Raw genomic sequence first — 20,026 nt, 5'->3', positions numbered from 1 at the left:
CGTGGTCGTGCGGGTCGTGCGGGTCGGTCGTTCCGGCGCCGGAACGCCGTCGGCGGACCTGCGACCGTGGGGGGTCGCAGGCCCGCGGGAGGGGCTGCTGAGCGGTGCGCCGGAGGGCCTAGAGGGCGTCGGGGCCGCGTTCGCCGGTGCGGACCCGGACGGCGGTCTCGACCGGGACGGTCCACACCTTGCCGTCGCCGATCTTCCCGGTCCTGGCCGCCTCGACCAGGACGTCGATCAGCTGCTCGGCGTCCTCGTCCTCGACCAGGACCTCGACTCTGACCTTGGGCACCAGGTCCACGGTGTACTCCGCGCCCCGGTAGACCTCGGTGTGGCCGCGCTGGCGGCCGTAGCCGCTCGCCTCGGAGACGGTCAGACCGTGCACGCCGAAGGACTGCAGGGCGGCCTTCACCTCGTCCAGGCGGTGGGGCTTGATGACGGCGGTGATGAGCTTCATCGGGCGTCCACCTCGGTCTTCTCGGTGCTCTTCGCCGCGGCGGCGACGGTTGTGGCGGCTGGTACGGCGGTCGCGGGCGCCGGGGCGACCGAGGACCGGCCCAGGCCCGAGCCGAGGGCGCTGAAGTCGTACGCGGACTCGGCGTGCTCGGCCTGGTCGATACCGGCCACCTCGACCTCCTCGGCGACCCGGAACCCGATCGTCCTGTCGATCGCCTTGGCCAGCAGCCAGGAGAGCACGAAGGAGTAGGCGGCGACGACCGCCACGCCCATCGCCTGCTTGCCCAGCTGCTCGAAGCCGCCGCCGTAGAAGAGCCCCTTGGCGGTCTGGCCGACCGTCCCGGTGGCGAACAGGCCGACCAGCAGCGAGCCGATCGCCCCGCCGACCGCGTGCACGCCGACCACGTCGAGCGAGTCGTCGAAGCCGAAGCGGTACTTGAGGCTGATCGCGGCCGCGCAGACGGCGCCGGCGACCAGGCCGATCGCCACCGCGCCGAGCGGGGAGACCGAGCCGCAGGCCGGGGTGATCGCCACCAGGCCGGCCACCGCGCCGGAGGCGGCGCCCAGGGTGGTGAAGGCGCCGTGCCGCAGCTTCTCGTAGATCAGCCAGCCGATCAGCGCGGCACCGGTGGCGACCTGGGTGTTGATCAGGGCCATCGCCGCGACGCCGTTGGCGGCCAGCGCCGAGCCGGCGTTGAAGCCGAACCAGCCGAACCACAGCAGCCCGGAGCCGAGCATCACCAGCGGCAGCGAGTGCGGGCGCATCGGGTCCTTGCGGAAGCCGATCCGTCGGCCGAGCACCAGGCACAGCGCCAGGCCCGCGACACCGGCGTTGATGTGGACGGCCGTCCCGCCGGCGAAGTCGATCACGCCGTTGCGGTCGCCGAGCCAGCCGCCGTTGCCGCCGTCGAAGAAGAACACCCAGTGCGCGACCGGGAAGTAGACCACGGTGACCCAGAGCGCCACGAACAGGCCCCAGGCGGTGAACTTCGCGCGGTCCGCGATCGCCCCGCTGATCAGGGCCGGGGTGATGATGGCGAACATCAGCTGGAAGGCGGAGAAGGCCGTCACCGGGATCGTCCCGGCGAGGTCGTTCAGGCCGATGCCCTGCATCCCCAGGAAGTCGAGGTTCCCGATCAGACCGGCGCCCGCGTCGGGCCCGAAGCTGAGCGAGTACCCGTAGAGGACCCACAGCACGCTGACGATGCCCAGCGAGAGGAAGCTCATCGCCAGCATGTTCAGTGTGCTCTTGGCCCGGACCATCCCCCCGTAGAAGAAGGCCAGCCCCGGGGTCATCACCATGACCAGGGCCGCACTGACGAGTACGAAGGCGGTGTCACCCGCGCTGAAGCCGTCCGGCATCGGCGTACCTCCTGACTGGAGCCGATCCGCACCCGGGTTCCTGTCCCGTGCACCGGGGCGTCGGCGATGAGGAGGAGCGTGCCGAAGGCCGGTTTCGGCCGATGCCGCTGGTTGTTTCACCGCCGTGACGAGGGCGACAGCGGGGTTACACCCGCGTGAACCCCGGCCGTGTCGCGGGGCCGGAGGGGTTACCGTACGGCCGCCCCGTACGGGGTGTGCCCGGGACGGCACGGAACGGCACCGGCGCGGCCACGGGCACAGCCCTGGAACGGCACCGGCACGGAACGGCACAGCACGCGCGCGGAACGACCCCGAACGGCACCGACCGCGCCGTCGGCGGACGGCGCGGTCGGCGGGTCGGGGCCCGAGGTCGGGGTCGGGGTCGGACCGGGTCGGGTCGGGTCGGATCAGGCCGGGCTCAGACCACCGAGACGTACTCCGGGATGTCCTGCACCACCCGCTCCTTGAGCCGGCTGACCGCGTCCACGCCCCGGTAGCGGGACGAGGCGGCCTCGGTGGTCTTGCGCACCCGGGAGTTGAGCCGCTCGGAGCGGACCTTGGTAGCGATGTCCACCGCCTGCTCGGCGAAGACCGCCGCCTGCTCCGGCTCGTTCTGGAGCAGGTGCACGCTGGCCATGCCGACCAGGTTGAAGGCGTAGGAGCGGACGTGGTCGCCGTCCTGGCGGAACAGGTCGACCGCGCGCTCCATCACCGGCGCGGACATCGAGGCGTAGAGCGCGCCGTTGTCGGAGTGGTAGGCGAGGTCGCGGAAGGAGTGGGCGTTCTCGGCGTTCAGCTCGGCCGGCGAGAAGAACTTCAGCCAGTCCGGGTCGGCGTCGCCCTCACGGATGTCGGTGAAGGTGTCCTCGGCCAGCCGGACCGCCCGGGCGCACCGGTTCACCTCGCCGATGGTGGCGTACGCGCGCGCCTCCATCGCGTACAGCAGGGCCTGCTGGCGCGGGGTGGCGGTGTCCCGGCTGCCGTACTGGGCGAGGTGGATCAGCTCCAGCGCGTCCTCGCCCCGGTTGAGGTGGATCATCTGCCGGCTCATGTCGGTGAGGATCAGGGCGCCGAACGGGCGGTCCCCGGCCTCCTTGGCGGCGTGCAGCGCCAGCACGTAGTACTTCTGCGCGCTCGGGTGCATGCCGACGTCGTAGGACATCCAGCCCGCCAGGTGGGCGAGCTCGGCGGTGAGCCGGAACAGCCGCCGGGTGGTCTGCTCCGGGTAGGTCTCCTGGAGCAGGTCGGTGACCTCGTGCAGCTGGCCGACCACGGCCTTGCGGCGCAGGCCGCCGCCGTTCTGCGCGTCCCACTGGCGGAACATGACCGTGGTCTGCTCCAGCAGTTCCAGCTCGGGCTCGGAGAGCCGGCCGGTGAACGGCTCGCCGCCGTTGGCGGCGGCCAGGATCGGCGTGGGGGCGCCGTTCGGGCCGGGGGCCAGCCAGCGCTGCATCGGCTCGATCAGGGCGGCGCCGGCGGTCAGGGCGAGCGAGGTGCCCAGGAAGCCGCGCCGGTTGAGCATGAGGTCGCTGCGGGAGTAGTCACTGATCAACTGGACGGTCTGCGGGGCGCTCCACGGCAGGTCGACACCGCCGCCCACGGTGGAGACCGGGACGGCGGCGCGCAGGCCGAGGTCCTCGATCGAGACCACCGAGCCGAACCGCTCGGAGAACAGCTCCGACATGATCTTGGGAATGGGCTCCCGGGGCTGCTCGCCGTCCAGCCAGCGGCGCACCCGCGAGGTGTCGGTGGAGACGTGGTGGGCACCGATCTGCCGGGCCCGGCGGTTGACCTGGCGGGCCAACTCCCCCTTGGACCAGCCGCTGCGGGCGAACCACGTGGTCAGCTTCTCGTTGGGTTGCTTCTCTGCCATGGGTCCCCATCCCGCCCGGCCCCTGCGGGGCCCCGATCGTGACCGCCCGACGGTTGCGGGCTCTTGCCGGCCGTACCGTTGACGAACTGCGGCGCTGCCGTCGCAGACGGACCGTCAGTTCCCCAACTCCCGGCTCCCCAGGGCCCGGAGCGGCCCCCTGACGAGGTCCGTGTGCTGAACGTAACGCCCCGCGCACTGCCCCGGGGAGCGGCCCTGGCGAAACGCCACCTTTCGCCACCCCCAGGAGTGAACCGAAGCGTGTCGACAGACGGTTCACTTGGAAGTCCCGACGGTCCGGCATATGCGGGCCGCCAAGTCCCCGCAGATATCCGGTCCTTCGGGCGATCCGCCACCGCCGCAGGGGATTTCGCCACCCGCACCGATCACCGGCCGCCCCGCGCACAAGACGATCCGGCATCCGTACCGCCCGCCACAAGGCGGCGCCCGAGGCACATCACCGCAACTGGCGCACACCGGGCGCTGCGCGCCGTCACCGCACAACGCACCACGCAACGGACAATCAACACAAAGTCACCGTCCCGTAACCATCGGCAACCAGAACCTGTTGGGGGAGGCATGGACAACCTGTTCGGCGAACTTCGACTGGGGAGCCTGCGGCTGGCACCGCTGAGCGCGCGCCGTCGCACCCGCGTCACCACGAGCCGGGCGGCCGCGGAGTACACCGGCCGGTGGGGCTGGGCCGTCGTCGTCGGCGAGCCGGCCCGCGCCGCCGGCACCCCGGAGCGCTGCCACTGCGGCACCCCGCGCTGCGCCGCCCCCGGTCTGCACCCCGTCCCCGGAGCCGGCCCGTCCGGCGGCCCCGGACCGGACGCCTCGGTACTGTTCCCCACCGGCCGCGCCTTCGACGTCCTGGACGTCCCCGAGCAGGCCGGCCTCCAGGCGCTGGTCCGGCTGGAGCGGATGGGCACCCAGATCGGGCCGGTGCTCGCCGCGCCCACCGGGCGGCTGCAGTTCCTGGTCGCGGCCGGTACCGCGCGTCGGCTGCCGGACCTGCTCTACCGGATGGGCTGGGACGACGCCGCGCTCGACCTCGCCTGCCACGGCGAGGGCAGCTTCGTCGCCGCGCCGCCCACCGTGCTGGCCGGCCTCGGCCCGGTCCGCTGGCTGCGCCGGCCGACCCGGGACAACGCGGGCTGCCCGCCCGAGGCGCGGCTTCTGCTGGGCACCCTCGCCTACGCCTGCCACCGCGGCCGGGAGCGCACCCCCGAACCGGCCTGGATCGCCTGAGGAGTACTCGCCCGCGCCGGCCGCGCTGACCCGCGCGGCGGGAGCGGCCGGGAACGCCGAAGGGCCCGCCCCTCGCGGGGGCGGACCCTTCATCGGTGGACCGGCGGTCCTCAGTCCCCGACCAGCGCGTCCACGAACGCGCCCGGCTCGAACGGCGCCAGGTCGTCGGCGCCCTCGCCCAGACCGATCAGCTTGACCGGCACGCCCAGCTCCCGCTGGACCGCGATCACGATGCCGCCCTTGGCGGTGCCGTCCAGCTTGGTCAGCACGATGCCGGTGATGTCGACCACCTCGGCGAAGACCCGGGCCTGGACCAGCCCGTTCTGACCGGTGGTGGCGTCCAGCACCAGCAGCACCTCGTCCACCGGGCCGTGCTTCTCGACGACCCGCTTGACCTTGCCCAGCTCGTCCATCAGGCCGGTCTTGGTGTGCAGTCGCCCGGCGGTGTCCACCAGCACGGTGTCCACGCCCTCGGCGATGCCCTCCTTGACCGCGTCGAACGCGACCGAGGCCGGGTCGCCGCCCTCGGGGCCGCGCACCGTGCGGGCGCCGACGCGCTCGCCCCAGGTCTGCAGCTGGTCGGCGGCGGCGGCACGGAAGGTGTCGGCCGCGCCGAGCACCACGCTGCGGCCGTCGGCGACCAGCACCCGGGCCAGCTTGCCGGTGGTGGTGGTCTTGCCGACGCCGTTGACGCCGACCACGAGGACGACCGCGGGGCCCTCCTCGTGCTTGGTGGAACGGACGACGCGGTCGGCGTCCTTGCCGATCAGCTCGACCAGTTCCTCGCGCAGCAGGGCGCGCAGCTCGTCCGGGGTGCGGGTGCCGAGCACCTTGACCCGGGTGCGCAGCCGCTCGACCAGCTCCTGGGTGGGGGCAACGCCGACGTCGGCGGTCAGCAGGGTGTCCTCGATCTCCTCCCAGGTGTCCTCGTCGAGGTGCTCGCGGGAGAGCAGCGAGAGCAGCCCCTTGCCCAGCGAGTTCTGCGAGCGGGAGAGCCGCGAGCGCAGCCGGACCAGGCGGCCGGCGGTGGGCTCGGGGACCTCGATGGAGGGGGCTTCCTCGACGGCCTCGGGAACGACCTCGGCCTCGGGGAGCTGCACCTCCTCGACGGTGCGGCGCGGTTCCTCGGTGGGCGGCGCGGACTCCTCGCCGACGGCGGGCTCGCGCGGGGTCGGGGGCGCCGTGATGACCGGCGCCTGCGACTTCGGGGGCAGTTGCTGGCGTCGTCTGCCGGAAACGACGAGTCCGGCGATCGCGCCGACGGCGACCACCGCGATGACTACGGCAAGAATCACGTATTCCATAACCACCCCAGTATCCGTGACGACGGTCCGCGCGGACCGCAGGCGGCGGACCGGATCCGGAACGGATCGGGAACGGACCGCCGCGGGCACCGCCTCCCGGTCACCGCCGGCTCAGGACGGGACGGCCGCCGGCTCCGCCGCCGGAGCGGGCACCGGCCCGGTCCGGCGCCCCTTCCGGTCCTCCCGCAGCCGCTGGCTGATCACCTGCGAGATGCCGTCGCCCTTCATGGTCACCCCGTACAGCGCGTCGGCGGACTCCATGGTCAGCTTCTGGTGGGTGATCACGATGAGCTGGGAACTCTCCCGCAGCTCCTCCATGATCCCGATCAGCCGGCGCAGGTTGGTCTCGTCCAGCGCCGCCTCGACCTCGTCCATCACGTAGAACGGGCTGGGCCTGGCCTTGAAGATCGAGACCAGCAGCGCCACCGCGGTGAGCGAGCGCTCCCCGCCCGAGAGCAGGGAGAGCCGCTTGACCTTCTTGCCGGGAGGGCGGGCCTCCACCTCGACCCCGGTGGTGAGCATCGAGTCCGGGTCGGTCAGCACCAGCCGTCCCTCGCCGCCCGGGAACAGCCGCGAGAACACGCCCTCGAACTGCGCGGCGGTGTCGTGGTACGCGGCGGTGAACAGCTGCTCGACCCGCTGGTCGACGTCCTTGACGATGTCGAGCAGATCGCGCCGACCGCGCTTGAGGTCGTCCAACTGCTCGCCGAGGAAACGGTGGCGCTCCTCCAGGGCGGAGAACTCCTCCAGCGCCAGCGGGTTGACCTTGCCCAGCTGCTGGTACGCCCGCTCGGCCGCGCGCAGCCGCTTCTCCTGCTCGGCCCGGTCGTACGGACGGGGCTCGCCCGGCTCCTGCCCCTCCTCCGGGGTCGAGGGCGGGACCGGCCGGTCGGGACCGTAGGAGTCCAGCAGTTCGCCGCCCTCGATGCCGAACTCCTCCAGCGCGCGGCTCTCCAACTGCTCGATCCGCAGCCGCTTCTCCGCCCGCAGCACCTCGTCCCGGTGCCCGGCGTCGACCAACTTGTCCAGCTCGTCCTTGAGTTCGCGGCCGTGCTCGCGGTGCTCCCGCAGCTCCGCCTCCCGGGCCGCCCTGGCCTGCTCGATCGCGGCCCGTTCGGCGTCCGCTCGGGCCAGCGACACCTCCAGGCAGGCGAGCAGCTGCCGGGCGCCCTCGGCGACCGCGACCGCCACGGCGGCGTCCCGCTCGGCCCGGCGGCGGCGTTCGGCGGCCCGGGCGCGCGCCTCGCGTTCGGCGCGGGCGGCCCGGTCCAGCTGGTCGGCCCGCCCGGCCAGGGCGCGGACCCGCTCCTCGTGGGTGCGCACCGCGAGCCGGGCCTCCAGTTCGGTCGCCCGGGCCGAGGTGGCGGCCCCGGCCAGCCGCTGCTGCTCGGCGGCGTCCGGCTCGTCCTCCCCGTCGGCGGCGGTCTCCTCGGCCACCGCCAGCCGTTCGGCCAGCTCCTCGGCGGTGGTGAGCAGCCGGTCCAGGCCCTCCTCGGCGCGGCCGGCGGCGGCGGTCAGCCGTTCGGCCTCGCCGGCGGCGGCCCTGGACTGTCCGCCGAGCCGGCCGAGGGTGCCCGCCACCTCGGCCCGCTCCCGTTCCAGCTGCCGCCGCCGGAGGGCGAGTTGCTCCACGGCGGCGGCCGACTCGCGGCGCCGCTCGGTGAGTTCGGACAGTCGTTCGGCCGATTCGGCGCACCGGACGTCGAGTTCGGCGATCGCCCGGGCGGCCTCGTCCACGGCCGCCCTGGTCTCCAGCAGGCTGGGCGCGGCGCCGGAGCCGCCGTGGGCGAAGGCCGCGCCGAGCCGGTCGCCCTCGGTGGTGACGGCGCTCAGCCCGGGGTGCTCGGCGACCAGCCGGAGCGCCGCGTCGAGCGTGTCCACCACGGCGGTCCCGGCCAGCAGGAGGCCGACGGCGGGCAGCAGTTCGGGCGGCCCGTCGACCAGCTCCGCGGCCCAGCGGGCGCCCGGCGGCAACTCCCCGGCCGGGGCCTCGGGCCGGGGGGCACCGGCGATCAGCAGGGCGGCCCGGCCGGCGTCCTGCTCGCGCAGCAGCCGCAGTGCCTCGGCGGCGGCGCCGGGCGAGTCGACGGCCACCGCGTCGGCGGCGGCGCCGAGCGCGGCCGCGACGGCGGTCTCGTGGCCCGGGGCGATCCTCAGCAGTCCGGCGGCCGACCCGAGCAGTCCGGCGAGCCGGTCCCCGGCGGCGAGCAGCGCGCCGCTGCCGTCCTTGCGGCGCAGGCCGAGGGCGAGCGCGTCGCGCCGGGCCGTCAGCGCGGCCCGCTCGCGCTCGGCGACGGCGGCCGCCTCACGGGCCGCGGCGAGCTCCCGCTCGACGGCGGCGAGCAGTTCCCCGGCCTGCTCGTGCGCGCTGTCGGCCCGTTCGCCGTCCTCGGCCTCGGCGTCGACCCTGGCCTTCAGCTCCTCGTACTCCTCCCGGGCTGCCCCGGCGCGTTGCAGCGCCTCGTCCCGGGCCTCGGCGAGCCGGCCGATCTCGGCCTCGGCGGCGGCGGCCTTGGACCGGGCGGCGGCGGCCTGCCCCTGGAGCCGGGCCAGCCCCTCGCGGCGGTCGGCGATGGCCCGGGCGGCGTCCTTGAGCCGGCGTTCCTCGGCGACGAGGGCCCGCTCCAGCCCGGTCTTGGCGTCGATCGCCTCGTCCAGCGCCTCCTGGGCCTGTTCCAGGGCCTCGGCCAGCGCGGCCTCCTCCTCCCTGACCCGCTCGGCCTCGCGTTCCAGCTCCTCCGGGTCGCGGCCGCGGCGCTCCTCGGACTGCCCGTCGGCGGCCGCGTGCCGGGCCTTCGCCCCGGCGAGTCCGACGGTGCCGCGGGTGCGTTCGGCGAGGGCGGAGAGCCGGTACCAGGTCTGCCGGGCGGCCTCCAGGCCGGGGCCGAGCTGCTGGACCTGCGCCTCCAGCACGGCTTCGCGCTGGATCGCCCGGCCGAGTTCCTGCTCGACGGTGGAGCGGCGCAGCCGCAGGGCCAGTTCGTCGGCGATCTCCGCCTCGACGGCCCGGCGCAGGGCGAGCAGGTCGTCGGCGAGCAGCCGCAGCCGGGCGTCGCGCAGGTCGGCCTGGATGCCGGCGGCCCGGCGGGCGATCCTGGCCTGTCGGCCGAGCGGGCCGAGCTGGCGCCGGAGTTCGGCCACCAGGTCCTGGACCCGGTTGAGGTTGACCTGCATCGCGTCGAGCTTCCGCAGCGCCTTCTCCTTGCGCTTGCGGTGCTTCAGGACGCCCGCCGCCTCCTCGATGAAGGCGCGCCGGCCCATCGGGTCGGCCTGCAGGACGGAGTCGAGCCGGCCCTGCCCGACGATGACGTGCATCTCGCGGCCGATGCCGGAGTCGGAGAGCAGTTCCTGGATGTCCAGCAGCCGGCAGGTGTCGCCGTTGAGCGCGTACTCGCTGCCGCCGTTGCGGAACATCGTGCGGGTGATGGTCACTTCGGCGTACTCGATCGGCAGGGCGCCGTCGGTGTTGTCGATGGTGAGGCTGACCTCGGCCCGGCCGAGCGGGGCGCGCCCGCTGGTACCGGCGAAGATGACGTCCTCCATCTTGCCGCCGCGCAGCGACTTGGCGCCCTGCTCGCCCATCACCCAGGAGAGCGCGTCGACGACGTTGGACTTGCCGGAGCCGTTCGGCCCGACCACGCAGGTGATGCCGGGCTCGAAGCGCAGGGTGGTGGCGGAGGCGAAGGACTTGAACCCGCGCAGCGTCAGACTCTTCAGGTGCACGCGCCGCTCTCCTCGCCCCTCGCCCGCCGGGCCCTGGCCGGGGCCCTGCGGCGACTGTATCCGCCCGCAGGGCCGGGACCTGCGGCGATCGCGGCCGGACACGACGAAGGGACGCCACACGGGGCGTCCCTTGCAAGCTGCGTCCCTTTCGGGGCGCTCAGTGCACAGCGGCGTCGACCGAGAGATCGGGCGGGACTCAGGTGAGAGCCGGCTCCCGCTGATCCAGATCGATGCTGTTGAGCAACGAGTGCTCGCCGGCGACAGCGGTGAGTGCGTCGTTCACAGCCTGCATCCTGATGAGCTCGGCTTCGAGATCCTGGACGCGCTGCTGCAGCCGTCGCATCTCGGTGAGCATTCGCGGGTCGGGGCCGCCGACGTACCCGAGAAGCGCCTTTGCCATGATGAATGGTCCTCCACGCTGAGTGACCGAACCGGAACGGTACAGGTCTAGGGGGAAGGGGGACGCACGCGCGGCGTCGCACCGGCAGTGCTGGCTGGGCACTACGGCACAACCACCGTGAGCTGGGCTCACGGGGGCATGCGCCTACCGGAATAACGCGGTCGTGTGCGCGGGTTTCCAGCGTCTCACCAAAGACGGTACGGGTCAACACGATCACCGCACGCTACCGCGCCCCTGTCACCTGCCTGGCGGTGTCGTCACGCCCGACGGCTACGAAGGGGGGTCCTTCACATGCTCGTGGATCATCGTTCGATGCGGAGTCAACCACGAGTCTGCCCGGATGGCAACCGTACGACACCGCCGGTTGACGATCGTTTTCGATCGACCCGTCCCGGCCCCGGCCGACGGGGGTGTTCAGCGGATCTCGAAGGTCCCGTACCCAGGGCCGACGGCGGTCCAGATCTCGGTCACCCCGCTGACCCGGCCCGGCGTGTCCGGGCCCCTGAGCAGCGCGAGCAGTTCCTCGCACTCCGGGGCGAGCCCCTCGGCCACCACCTGCACCCGGCCGTCGCCGAGGTTGCTCGCGTAGCCGGTCAGTCCGATCTCCAGCGCCCGCGCCCTGGTCCACCAGCGGAAGCCGACCTGCTGCACCTTGCCGCGTACCCAGGCGGTGACGCGGACGGGCTCGTCACTGTGGGCGTCGCGACCGTGCATGTCCCGACCCTATCCGCCGCGACGGCGGCCCGCGTCACGGCGGAGCAGGTACGACGCCGCCCCCGGCCGGTCGCGGGACCGGCCGGGGGCGGCGGAGCGGAGCGGGGCCGACGGGTTCAGAAACCCCCGCCGAAGTCGCCGCCTCCACCGAAGTCGCCGCCGCCACCGCCGAAGTCCCCACCGCCGCCGTCGAAGCCGCCGCCGAAGTCGGAGGAGTCGAAGTCGGCGCCGGACTGGTCCCCGCCCTCGTAGCCGGAGCCGCCGTCCGCCGGGCCGTACGCGTACGCCGGGGTGGCCATCATCGAGCCGAGCATGGTGCCGACCAGCAGCCCCGGCAGCAGACCGCCGCCGCCGAAGCCCCCGAAGTAGCCGCCGGCCCAGGGGCCGTACGCCGGGCCCGCGTTCCAGTACGGCTGCGGGCCGTGCTCGGTGGGCACGGTCCGGATGTCCGGGTCCTGCCCGGCCGCCAGCCGGTCCGCGTCGGCCCGGCAGACCGGGACGGAGCGGGCGGCGCCGCCGGCCGGGGCCCAGTCCGCGTCCTTGACCGACGGGCCGTGCCGGGGGTCGAAGAAGCACGGGGGACGCCGCTCGGGCAGCGGGTGCCCGGCCCGCCGGGCTGCCAGGGTGGCCAGCGCGAACCGGCCGTCCTCCAGCGCCTCGGCGACCGGCTTGGCGTCCTCCGGCCCCTTGGCCCCGTCCATCAGCCGCTTGGCCCGCTCGTAGGAGTCCAGGGCGTGGGTGTAGTCGCCGCGCTGCACATCGTCGGCGTCGGACGCGGACGGGACGAAGTCGAGCCGGTCCAGCTCCTCGCCGTAGGCGGTGATGTCCTCGTCCACCACCCGGCGGACCTGGGCCAGTTCGGCCCGGCGCTGCTCCTCCTTGCGCCGCTTGGACCGGCGGAACAGCAGGAACACCCCGGTGCCGGCCAGCGCCAGCAGGGCCAGCGGGACGACGATCGCGGCGGCGGAGACGCCACCCGCCGTGCTGTTCGCACCGTGTCCCTTGACCTGCGGGGCGGCGGTGTCCACGAAGTCGTTGAGAGTGGCGTCGATGTCGCCGGGGTGCGCGCGGAAGGACGCGCCGGCGATCCGCTGGGCGCTCGCGGCGGGCAGCGCCTCCTTGTCCGAGCGGGCCTGGAACTGGTCGCCGCGCCAGATCGCGTAGGTGCCGGTGATGCCGACCTTGGTACGCAGGTCGTCGAAGACGGTCGAGGCGCCGTACGGGTCGGCCGCCGGGACCACCGCCACGAAGATCGGCTTGTCCGCCTTGCGGATCTTCTCGGTCAGCGCGTCGGCCTGGGCCTGGCCGAACCGGCCCGTCATCGCCGGGTCGACGTACACCCGGCCCTGCTTGAGCGCGGCGGTCGCGTCGTCGAGGCCGCCCACCGCCGAGGCGGCCGGCGCCAGCAGGAGCAGCAGCCCGAGCAGCGCCGCCACCAGGGCCAGCGGCCCGGCGCCCCGGGAACGTCGTCGAGCAAGGGTTCTCATGCCACCGACGCTACCGCGACCGGTCCCCCGGCAGGGCATACCGGCCGGGTACGGAGCGGACCGGCACCCCCACCGTCCGCCGGGGTGGGTCCCCTTCCACGGGATGATCTTTCCTCCGGCCGCCCCGGAACCTCGGTCCGGGCGGGAACCCGGCCACCGGCCCGGTCGTACCTCCCGGCGTGCCCCGGTGGGCCCGGAGCCCTTCCCGGGGCGTCCCGACCGTACCGCGCGACCAGGCATAGTGGTGGCCGAACGGTCGCCCCCTGCCTCCCGACCGTCCTCCCCGTCCCTCCTGATCGGAGCACGTGTGATCATCGGCCTCGTCACCGCTGTGGCGGCCTCCGCCTGCTACGGCACCGGTTCGGTCCTGCAGGCCGTGGGATCCCGGCGCTCCGCCCGCGAGGAGGCCGCCAAGGGCGGCGACTCCACCGGCACCACCGCACACGGCGGGCCGAGCCTCTCCTCCACCGCCAAGGCCGCCGTGACCTGGGAGTTCATCCTCGGCACGGTGCTGGACTTCATCGGCTTCGGACTCGGCGCGCTGGCAGCCCGGCTGCTGCCGCTGTTCCTCTCCCAGACCATCATCAGCGCCAACCTGGTGATCACCGCGGTGCTGTCGATCAAGCTGCTCGGGATCCGGCTGAAGCAGCTGGAGTGGGCCTCGATCGGCGTGCTCTGCTCGGCGCTCGTCCTGCTCGCCGTCTCGGCCGGGCCCGAGGGCGGGCACCACACCGAGATGGCCTTCCACTGGTGGCTGCTGCTGATCACCACCGTGCTGCTGGTGGGCGGCGGACTGCTGGTGCGCCGGATGGGCGCCAACGGCGCGATCGTCGCCGGCCTGCTCTCCGGCCTCGGCTTCGGCGCGCTCGGCGTCGGTGTGCGGATCCTGAACGGCGTCGAGCCGTTCGACCTCGGCAGCCTGCTCTCCGACCCGGCGCTGTACGCGATCCTGGTCGGCGGCATCGGCGGCATGTACGTGCACACCGTGGCCCTGCAGATCGGCTCGGTGAACGGCGCCACGGCCGCCCTGGTGGTCGGTGAGACGGTGCTGCCGGGCGCGGTCGGCGTGCTCTGGCTCGGCGACTCGTCCAAGGCCGGGCTGGGCTGGCTCGGTGTGGCCGGCTTCGTGCTGGCGGTGGTCTCGGCGGTCGGTGTCGCCTACTTCGGCCAGGACACCCACGGCGGCCTCCCCGACGGCGAACCGGCCCGGCCCGAACTCGCCGACCGCTGAGGTCGATCGCCGAGGTCGACCGCTGAGGCCGACCACTGGCACCGGGGGCCGGAGGGGCGGGCGGCGCCGCCCGCCCCTTCAGCCCCCGTCGCGCACCCGCGGAACCCGCTGGCAGCGCGGGCAGAAGTAGCTGGACCGGTTCATCCAGGCCGCCCGCCGGATCGCGGTGCCGCAGCGGCGGCAGGGCTCGTTCTCCCGGCCGTAGGCGTCCAGGTCCCGGGAGAAGTAGCCGCTCTCGCCGTTCACATTGACGTACAGGCTGTCGAAGCTGGTGCCGCCGACCGCCAGCGCCGCCGCCATCACCTCGCGGGCGTTCGCCAGCAGCAGCGCCGCCTGCGGCCGGGTGAGCGTCGCGGACGGCCGGTCGTAGTGCAGCCGGGAGCGCCACAGCGCCTCGTCCGCGTAGATGTTGCCGACCCCGCTGATCAGCGTCTGGTCCAGCAGCGCCCGCTTGACCGTGGTGCGCCGGGCCCGCAGCGCCGCGACGAAGACGGCGTCGTCGAACCGGGCGTCGAGCGGGTCGCGGGCGATGTGCGCGATGGAGACCGGGGTGCCCTCGGGGTCGTCGTCCTCGGCCTCCTCGACCGCCAGCCCGCCGAAGGTCCGCTGGTCGACGAAGCGCAGTTCGCGCCCGCCGTCGGTGAAGCGCAGCCGGACCCGCAGATGGGTCTCGTCCGGCACGGTCGGGTCCTGGACGAGCAGTTGGCCGCTCATGCCGAGGTGGCCGATCATCGAGAATCCCTGGCCCCGGCCGGTCAGCGGCACCCAGAGGTACTTGCCGCGGCGCTGCGCGGCGCCGAACGTGGTGCCGGTGAGCCGGGCCGCGAAGTCCGCCCCACCGCCCGGCTGGCGCCGGACCGCGCGCGGGTGCAGGACGTCGACGCCGGCGACCGTCCGCCCGGCGACCCAGTTCGCCAGACCTCGGCGGACGACCTCGACCTCGGGAAGTTCGGGCACGGGAAAACGCCTCCTGCGGAACGGACTCGGCTCTGCAGGAGGAAGGCTACTGCGTGCTCAGGCGCCGCTCGGCAGCCGGTCGGCGTGCTTCTCCTTGATCGCGCGCCAGGCGCTCTCGGCGGCCTTCTGCTCGGCTTCCTTCTTCGAGCGGCCGACGCCGCTGCCGAAGTCCTCGCCGGCCACCCGGGCCGCCGCGGTGAAAGTCTTCTCGTGGTCCGGACCGGACTCCTCGACCACGTACTCGGGCACTCCGATGCCCACCGAGGCGGTGAGCTCCTGGAGGCTGGTCTTCCAGTCCAGGCCCGCGCCCAGCTGAGAGGACTCCTCGATCAGCGGGTCGAACAGGCGGTGGACGAACTCGGTGGCGGCGTCCAGGCCCTGGTCCAGGTAGACCGCGCCGATGACCGCCTCGACCGTGTCGGCGAGGATCGACGACTTGTCGCGGCCGCCGGTGCCCTCCTCGCCCTTGCCGAGCCGGATGAACACACCGAGGTCGAGACCCCGGCCGACGTCGGCGAGCGCGCGCGAGTTCACCACCGCGGCGCGAAGCTTGGCGAGCGTGCCCTCGGGGACGTCCGGGTGGACGCGGTAGAGGGTGTCGGTCACCACCAGGCCCAGCACCGAGTCGCCGAGGAACTCCAGGCGCTCGTTGGTGGGCAGGCCACCGTTCTCGTACGCGTACGAGCGGTGGGTCAGGGCACGCACCAGAAGGGCGCGCTCGAGCGTGTACCCGAGGCGCCCTTCCAGGACGTCGTATTCGGTCGAAGCCGGCCCGCCGGCCTTACCACCGCCCGAAGGGGTCTTCGGGGCGCTGGCCGCCTTGCGGGAAGAGTTACCGTCCGACATCGATCCGTACACCCCGCCGATCAGACCGAGAGGACCTGGCGACGGTTGTACGTGCCGCAGCTCGGGCACGCGATGTGACCCAGCTTCGGCTCGTGGCAGCGGTCGCACGCCACGAGGGCCGGGACAACGGCCTTCCAGTTGGAACGGCGGTGGCGCGTGTTGCTGCGCGACATCTTCCGCTTCGGAACAGCCACGGCTACTTCTCCTGGTTCTCGGCGAGACCCTCACGGGTACCGCTGTTCTTGGTTCCGTCACCCTCGTCGCCGGGGGCGGCGGAGAGTCCCTGCAGAGCCGCCCACCGGGGGTCGGCGGCATCGTGGTGGTGCGCCGGGTCGTCGCTCAGGCGCGCCCCGCATTCGGAGCACAGGCCCAGGCAGTCTTCCTGGCACACCGGCTGCAGCGGCAGTGCGAGCACCACCGCGTCACGCAGCACCGGCTGGAGGTCGAAGAAATCGCCCTCCAGGCGGTAAGTCTCGTTCTCCGGGTCCTCGTCGAGGTCCTCGGCCCCGGGGGTCCGGGCGCGGAGGCGCTCGTCGGACTCCGGGTAGTAGTACAGCTCCTGGAAGTCGACGTCGAGGTCGAACTCGACGGGCTCCAGGCACCGGACGCACTCGCCCTCGACCACGGTCCCGGCGGTGCCGGTGACCAGCACGCCCTCGACCACGGACTCCAGGCGGAGCTCCAGCTCGATCTCGCTCTTCTCCGGAACACCGATCACATCGATGATCCCCAGGCCCTCGGGGGCCTCCAGGGTGCGGGACACCTTGCGCAGCGCACCCGGACGACGGCCCAGCTCGTGCGTGTCGAACACGAGGGGGTCGCGGTGGTCGAGGCGGTTCAAGATGTCCTGACTTCCTGAGGGGGATCGGTGCGCGGCGCTGCCGGTCGGGCGGTTCGCGGGCAGACCTGCGGTCCGACACGGAGAGGCCGGAGTGGTCAGACTACCCGAGTCTCCCGTCAGGCCCAACTTCGCTCCCGGCCGCCGGGGCCGGGAGCCGGGAGCGCGCCCTCCTACCGGCCGCCGAGCTCCCGCAGCCTGGTCATGTCGATCATGCTGGTGTCGAAGAAGCTGGTCTCGTCCAGTCCGGCCTGGTTCTGCTGCGGCACCGGCGCCGGCGGGTGGCCCGGCTGCTGCGGGTAGTCGTAGCCGCCCCCGCCGTACTGCTGCTGCTGTTGCTGCTGTTGCTGCTGCTCGTAGCCCTGCTGCTGGGCCGGGTAGCCGTAGCCGGCCTGCTGGCCGTCGGGGTAGCCCTGGTGCTGCTGCTGGTACCCGCCGGCCTCCTGGCCCTGGTGGCCCCACTGGTTGCCGTAGGGGTCCGCGCCCTGGCCTGCGGCCGGGTCGAAGCCGCCGCCGTACACCTCGGCGTACTGGGCGCCGCCCTGCTGGGCCACCGCGTACTGGTCCGCGCCGGGCGCCTGCCAGCCGGCCGCGGCCGGGGTCTGCTCCGGCCAGGTCTGCTGCTGCGGCACCTCCTCGCGGTACCAGGCCAGCTCACTGCCCTCCGAGTCCCCGGCGAAGCCGGCCGCGACCGCCTCGGCGCGCTCCTTGGCCTGCTGCGCCTCGTCGGCGGCGGCCAGGTAGGCGCCCAGTTCGTCGATCGGCCGCTTGCCGAGCAGCTTGTCGCGGCCCTTGCCGACCGCCTCCAGGGTGGCGCTGAGCACGTTCTCCAGGGTGGCGAGCTTCACATCGACGTACTCGTCGACCTCGGGGCTGGGGCTGATCCGCTGCGGCCGGAACTCCTCGCCGTCGGTCTCGGCCTCGTACTCGACCTCGAAGACGCTGCCGTCGCCGCGCAGCTTGGTGCGGCCCCGGCCGACCGCGCCGAGCGTCTTGGTGAGCACGACCTCGAAGTTGGCCAGCTTGCTGTCCACGTAGTCGTCGGCCTCGGTGCGCTTGGTGTCGACCTCGGCGCGGGCCTCGGCGAGGATCCGGTCCGCCTCGGACTGGGCCCGCCGGACCACCTCGGTGTCGGAGATCAGCGAACCGCGCTCGGCGTGCGCGCCCTGGATGATCCGATCGGCCTCGGCGTGGGCGCCGGCCACCATCGAGTCGTGGTCGGCCACCACCGACCGGGCCTGGGCCAGCTCGGCCGGAAGGGCCGACCTGAGGTCCTGGAGCAGGTTGATCAGCTCGGCACGGTTCACCACGCAGGAGGACGACATGGGCATCGAGCGGGCGTTCTCGACGGCCGCCACGATCTCGTCGACCTTGTTCTGCACGTCCACGGGGATTCGTCTTTCCGTGTGCCGCCGAGGTCCGGCGGAGGCAGCGCCCGGCGCGATGGACGTCACCGCAGGGCAGGAATACAGACTGTACGGCCAGCGCCGGGCGAGCTCACAACGCCCGGACCGGGCCGCCCCGCCACCTGCCCGGCATACCGTGACGAACCGGCAGAAACGGACGGGCGGTCACCGTCGGCCGGTCACCGCCCGTCCTTCCCGGGACCGCTCCCTACTGCTGGGCGCGCCGCTCGGCGATCCGCTCGACCAGCCGGCGGTGCACCGTCTCCGGCAGCAGGTGCGAGACGTCGCCGCCGTAGGAGGCGACCTCCTTCACCAGGGTCGAGGAGAGGAAGCTGTACGTCGGCGAGGTCGGCACGAAGAGCGTCTCGACGCCGGTCAGCCCGTGGTTCATCTGGGCCATCTGCAGCTCGTAGTCGAAGTCGCTGACCGCGCGCAGGCCCTTGACGATGGCCGGGATGTCCCGCTCCCGGCAGAAGTCCACCAGCAGGCCGAGGTGCGACTCGACCACGATGTTGCCGTACTGGGCGGTGGTCTCCTCGATCAGCGCGATCCGCTCCTCGATGGTGAACATGCCCTGCTTGTTGCGGTTGATCGCGACCGCGACGTGCACCACGTCGTACAGCTTCGAGGCCCGCTCGATGATGTCGAGGTGACCGTTGGTGATCGGGTCGAAGGACCCGGGGCAGACGGCGCGGCGCATGGCGTGTGTGCTCCCTCGTGGGGTGACGTGATTGCTGCGGGCCCGGGCCCGCTAGGGGTGGTCGCGGGTCTCGTCGGCGGCGCGACCGTACCAGAGCGTGCCCTCGCCGTAACGACGGGAGCGCAGCTCCTCGAAGCCCTCCGGCCAGCCGAACGCACCACCGCGGGTGCTGCGCTCCACGGTGACGAGTACGTCCTCCGCGAGCCAGCCCCCGGCCGACAGTGTGATCAGCATCTCCCGGACCTCGTCGTCGGTCACCACGTACGGCGGGTCGAGGAAGACCAGGTCGTACGGCACCTCCGGGGCCGGCCCGGCGACGACCTTCTCGGCCCTGGCCGCCTGCACCAGCGCGCCCGGCAGGCCGACCGTGCGGACGTTCTCCCGGATCACCCGGGCCGCCTGGGCGTCCGCCTCGACCAGCAGCACGTGCGCCGCCCCGCGCGAGAGCGCCTCCAGGCCGACCGCGCCCGATCCGCCGAACAGGTCCAGCATCCGGGCGCCGTGCAGGGTGCCGCGCAGCGCCTCCAGGGTGGAGAACATCGCCTCGCGGGCCTTGTCGGAGGTCGGTCGGGTGCCCCGGCCGGGCGGTACGGCCAGTCGGCGGCCGCCGGCCGCCCCGGCGATCACGCGGGTCATGGTGGTGGAGGGTCCTTTCGTCGCTGCCCGACCACGCTATCCCGATCACCGCCCTCCGCTCACGCCGAAGGGGCGCCCGCGCGGGACGCCCCTCCGGTGCCGCCCCCCGGTCGGGTCAGCTCGCCTCTGACCCGGCCGCCGGCTCCGGGACGGCCGCGCCGAGCAGCGACGGCGAGGCGTAGCGGGACCAGGACAGGCAGCCGTCGGGCGGGCAGTACTCGGGACGGCGCGGGTCGTGGCCGAGCTCGCGCAGCTTGGTGCGGACGGAGTCGGGCGTGCGGCCGAAGCGGGCGGCGATCCGGGCGACGGTCTCGTTCTCGTGGAAGCGCCGGACCAGCTCCTCCTCGTGCTGCGGCACCCAGGGGGCGCCGTGGCCGGGGTAGAGCTCGCGCAGCACGTCGCGGTCGGGGATGGGCTCGGAGACGTCGGCGACGATGGCCAGGGCCCGGAGGGCGCGGTTGAGGGCGATCCGCAGCGAGGCGACGTCCTCGACCGGGAGCCGCAGCTTGCCGGAGGCGAGCGGGGTGGCGGCGGCCCCCTCGCGCCAGCCGGCCAGGGTGAGGGTGACCTCGCGGTCGTCGTCGCTGGCGAGTTCGATCCGGAAGACCTTGTCGCCCAGCGGGAGCTCGTTGAGATGACGGAATGCCATTGGCTAAACCCCCAAGTGTCGTGCCGGGAACGCACCTTGGGGGTGCGTCCCGAACACCTTCATTCTCTCCCGGGGGTCTGACAATCGGGCCCGGCCGAGGGCCCGGCGGGCGGGTCCGGCGGGTGGGTCCGGCGGGTGGGTCCGGCGGGCGGGTTCGGCGGGCGGGTCCGGCGGGCGGGTCCGGGCGGCCCTCCCC

General features: G+C 73.5%; 18 protein-coding genes. 2 read left to right on the top strand and 16 right to left on the bottom strand.

All coding sequences use genetic code 11. The features are described from left to right. Window positions 1–118: 118 nt before the first annotated feature. The 3 genes from OG715_RS27710 to nsdA all read right to left on the bottom strand — a co-directional run bounded on the left by OG715_RS27710 (window position 119) and on the right by nsdA (window position 3,691). Complete coding sequence (locus OG715_RS27710; protein WP_266271631.1) at window positions 119–457, bottom strand: P-II family nitrogen regulator; 339 nt, start codon at window positions 455–457, stop codon at window positions 119–121. Then, window positions 454–1,818: an ammonium transporter gene (locus tag OG715_RS27705; protein ID WP_266271630.1), complete on the bottom strand. Its 1,365-nt coding sequence runs from the start codon at window positions 1,816–1,818 to the stop codon at window positions 454–456. Before OG715_RS27705 ends, OG715_RS27710 begins: the two co-directional genes overlap by 4 nt. A gap of 418 nt (window positions 1,819–2,236) precedes the next feature. Beyond that, entirely contained in the window at window positions 2,237–3,691 is a 1,455-nt protein-coding gene (gene nsdA, locus OG715_RS27700) for a transcriptional repressor NsdA (RefSeq protein WP_266271628.1), read from the bottom strand. A gap of 576 nt (window positions 3,692–4,267) precedes the next feature. Between nsdA and OG715_RS27695 the strand changes: the two genes are divergently transcribed. After that, window positions 4,268–4,939, top strand: coding sequence for a bifunctional DNA primase/polymerase (locus OG715_RS27695; protein WP_266271627.1), 672 nt, complete (start codon window positions 4,268–4,270; stop codon window positions 4,937–4,939). A 110-nt stretch (window positions 4,940–5,049) separates the two neighbouring features. Here the strand turns inward: OG715_RS27695 and ftsY are convergent, their stop codons facing one another. The 5 genes from ftsY to OG715_RS27670 form a co-directional block, all read right to left on the bottom strand. Next, window positions 5,050–6,243, bottom strand: coding sequence for a signal recognition particle-docking protein FtsY (gene ftsY, locus OG715_RS27690; RefSeq protein WP_266271626.1), 1,194 nt, complete (start codon window positions 6,241–6,243; stop codon window positions 5,050–5,052). 111 nt (window positions 6,244–6,354) lie between these two features. Next, window positions 6,355–9,966 carry a chromosome segregation protein SMC gene (gene smc / locus OG715_RS27685; RefSeq protein ID WP_266271625.1) on the bottom strand — a complete coding sequence of 1,204 codons (3,612 nt, stop codon included), beginning with the start codon at window positions 9,964–9,966 and terminating at the stop codon, window positions 6,355–6,357. Between the two features lie 196 nt (window positions 9,967–10,162). Next, window positions 10,163–10,366 (bottom strand): hypothetical protein, encoded by a 204-nt coding sequence (locus tag OG715_RS27680; RefSeq protein WP_266271624.1) that lies wholly within the window; start codon window positions 10,364–10,366, stop codon window positions 10,163–10,165. Window positions 10,367–10,780: 414 nt separating this feature from the next. Next, entirely contained in the window at window positions 10,781–11,080 is a 300-nt protein-coding gene (locus tag OG715_RS27675; protein WP_266271623.1) for an acylphosphatase, read from the bottom strand. Window positions 11,081–11,196: 116 nt separating this feature from the next. Next, window positions 11,197–12,567, bottom strand: a complete 1,371-nt coding sequence (locus OG715_RS27670; protein WP_266271621.1) for an EGFR-like transmembrane domain-containing protein — start codon at window positions 12,565–12,567, stop codon at window positions 11,197–11,199. 307 nt (window positions 12,568–12,874) lie between these two features. Between OG715_RS27670 and OG715_RS27665 the strand changes: the two genes are divergently transcribed. Further along, a complete protein-coding gene (locus tag OG715_RS27665; RefSeq protein WP_266271620.1) occupies window positions 12,875–13,798 on the top strand; it encodes a DMT family protein in 924 nt (307 codons plus the stop codon). 78 nt (window positions 13,799–13,876) lie between these two features. Here the strand turns inward: OG715_RS27665 and mutM are convergent, their stop codons facing one another. From mutM to OG715_RS27625, 8 genes are all read right to left on the bottom strand, one after another. Continuing rightward, on the bottom strand, window positions 13,877–14,755 hold the full coding sequence (gene mutM / locus OG715_RS27660) for a bifunctional DNA-formamidopyrimidine glycosylase/DNA-(apurinic or apyrimidinic site) lyase (protein ID WP_266271619.1): 879 nt from the start codon (window positions 14,753–14,755) through the stop codon (window positions 13,877–13,879). 57 nt (window positions 14,756–14,812) lie between these two features. Then, a complete protein-coding gene (rnc, locus tag OG715_RS27655; protein ID WP_266271618.1) occupies window positions 14,813–15,601 on the bottom strand; it encodes a ribonuclease III in 789 nt (262 codons plus the stop codon). 20 nt (window positions 15,602–15,621) lie between these two features. Beyond that, on the bottom strand, window positions 15,622–15,795 hold the full coding sequence (gene rpmF / locus OG715_RS27650; RefSeq protein WP_030056747.1) for a 50S ribosomal protein L32: 174 nt from the start codon (window positions 15,793–15,795) through the stop codon (window positions 15,622–15,624). 2 nt (window positions 15,796–15,797) lie between these two features. Continuing rightward, the gene (locus OG715_RS27645; protein ID WP_266271617.1) at window positions 15,798–16,442 is read right to left on the bottom strand and encodes a YceD family protein; all 645 of its coding nucleotides are present in this window, start codon (window positions 16,440–16,442) and stop codon (window positions 15,798–15,800) included. Window positions 16,443–16,612: 170 nt separating this feature from the next. Then, entirely contained in the window at window positions 16,613–17,827 is a 1,215-nt protein-coding gene (locus tag OG715_RS27640) for an ATP synthase F0 subunit B (protein ID WP_266271616.1), read from the bottom strand. Between the two features lie 226 nt (window positions 17,828–18,053). Continuing rightward, a complete protein-coding gene (gene coaD / locus OG715_RS27635) occupies window positions 18,054–18,545 on the bottom strand; it encodes a pantetheine-phosphate adenylyltransferase (RefSeq protein ID WP_030396716.1) in 492 nt (163 codons plus the stop codon). 51 nt (window positions 18,546–18,596) lie between these two features. Next, window positions 18,597–19,181 carry a 16S rRNA (guanine(966)-N(2))-methyltransferase RsmD gene (gene rsmD / locus OG715_RS27630; protein ID WP_266271615.1) on the bottom strand — a complete coding sequence of 195 codons (585 nt, stop codon included), beginning with the start codon at window positions 19,179–19,181 and terminating at the stop codon, window positions 18,597–18,599. Window positions 19,182–19,296: 115 nt separating this feature from the next. Beyond that, window positions 19,297–19,830 (bottom strand): hypothetical protein, encoded by a 534-nt coding sequence (locus tag OG715_RS27625; RefSeq protein WP_266271614.1) that lies wholly within the window; start codon window positions 19,828–19,830, stop codon window positions 19,297–19,299. Window positions 19,831–20,026 lie beyond the last annotated feature (196 nt).

Source organism: Kitasatospora purpeofusca (genome assembly GCF_036010405.1).
GTDB classification, from domain to species: Bacteria; Actinomycetota; Actinomycetes; order Streptomycetales; family Streptomycetaceae; genus Kitasatospora; species Kitasatospora purpeofusca.
Note: the sequence above shows the minus strand (reverse complement) of the source record. Positions and strands in the feature narration are given on the sequence as shown.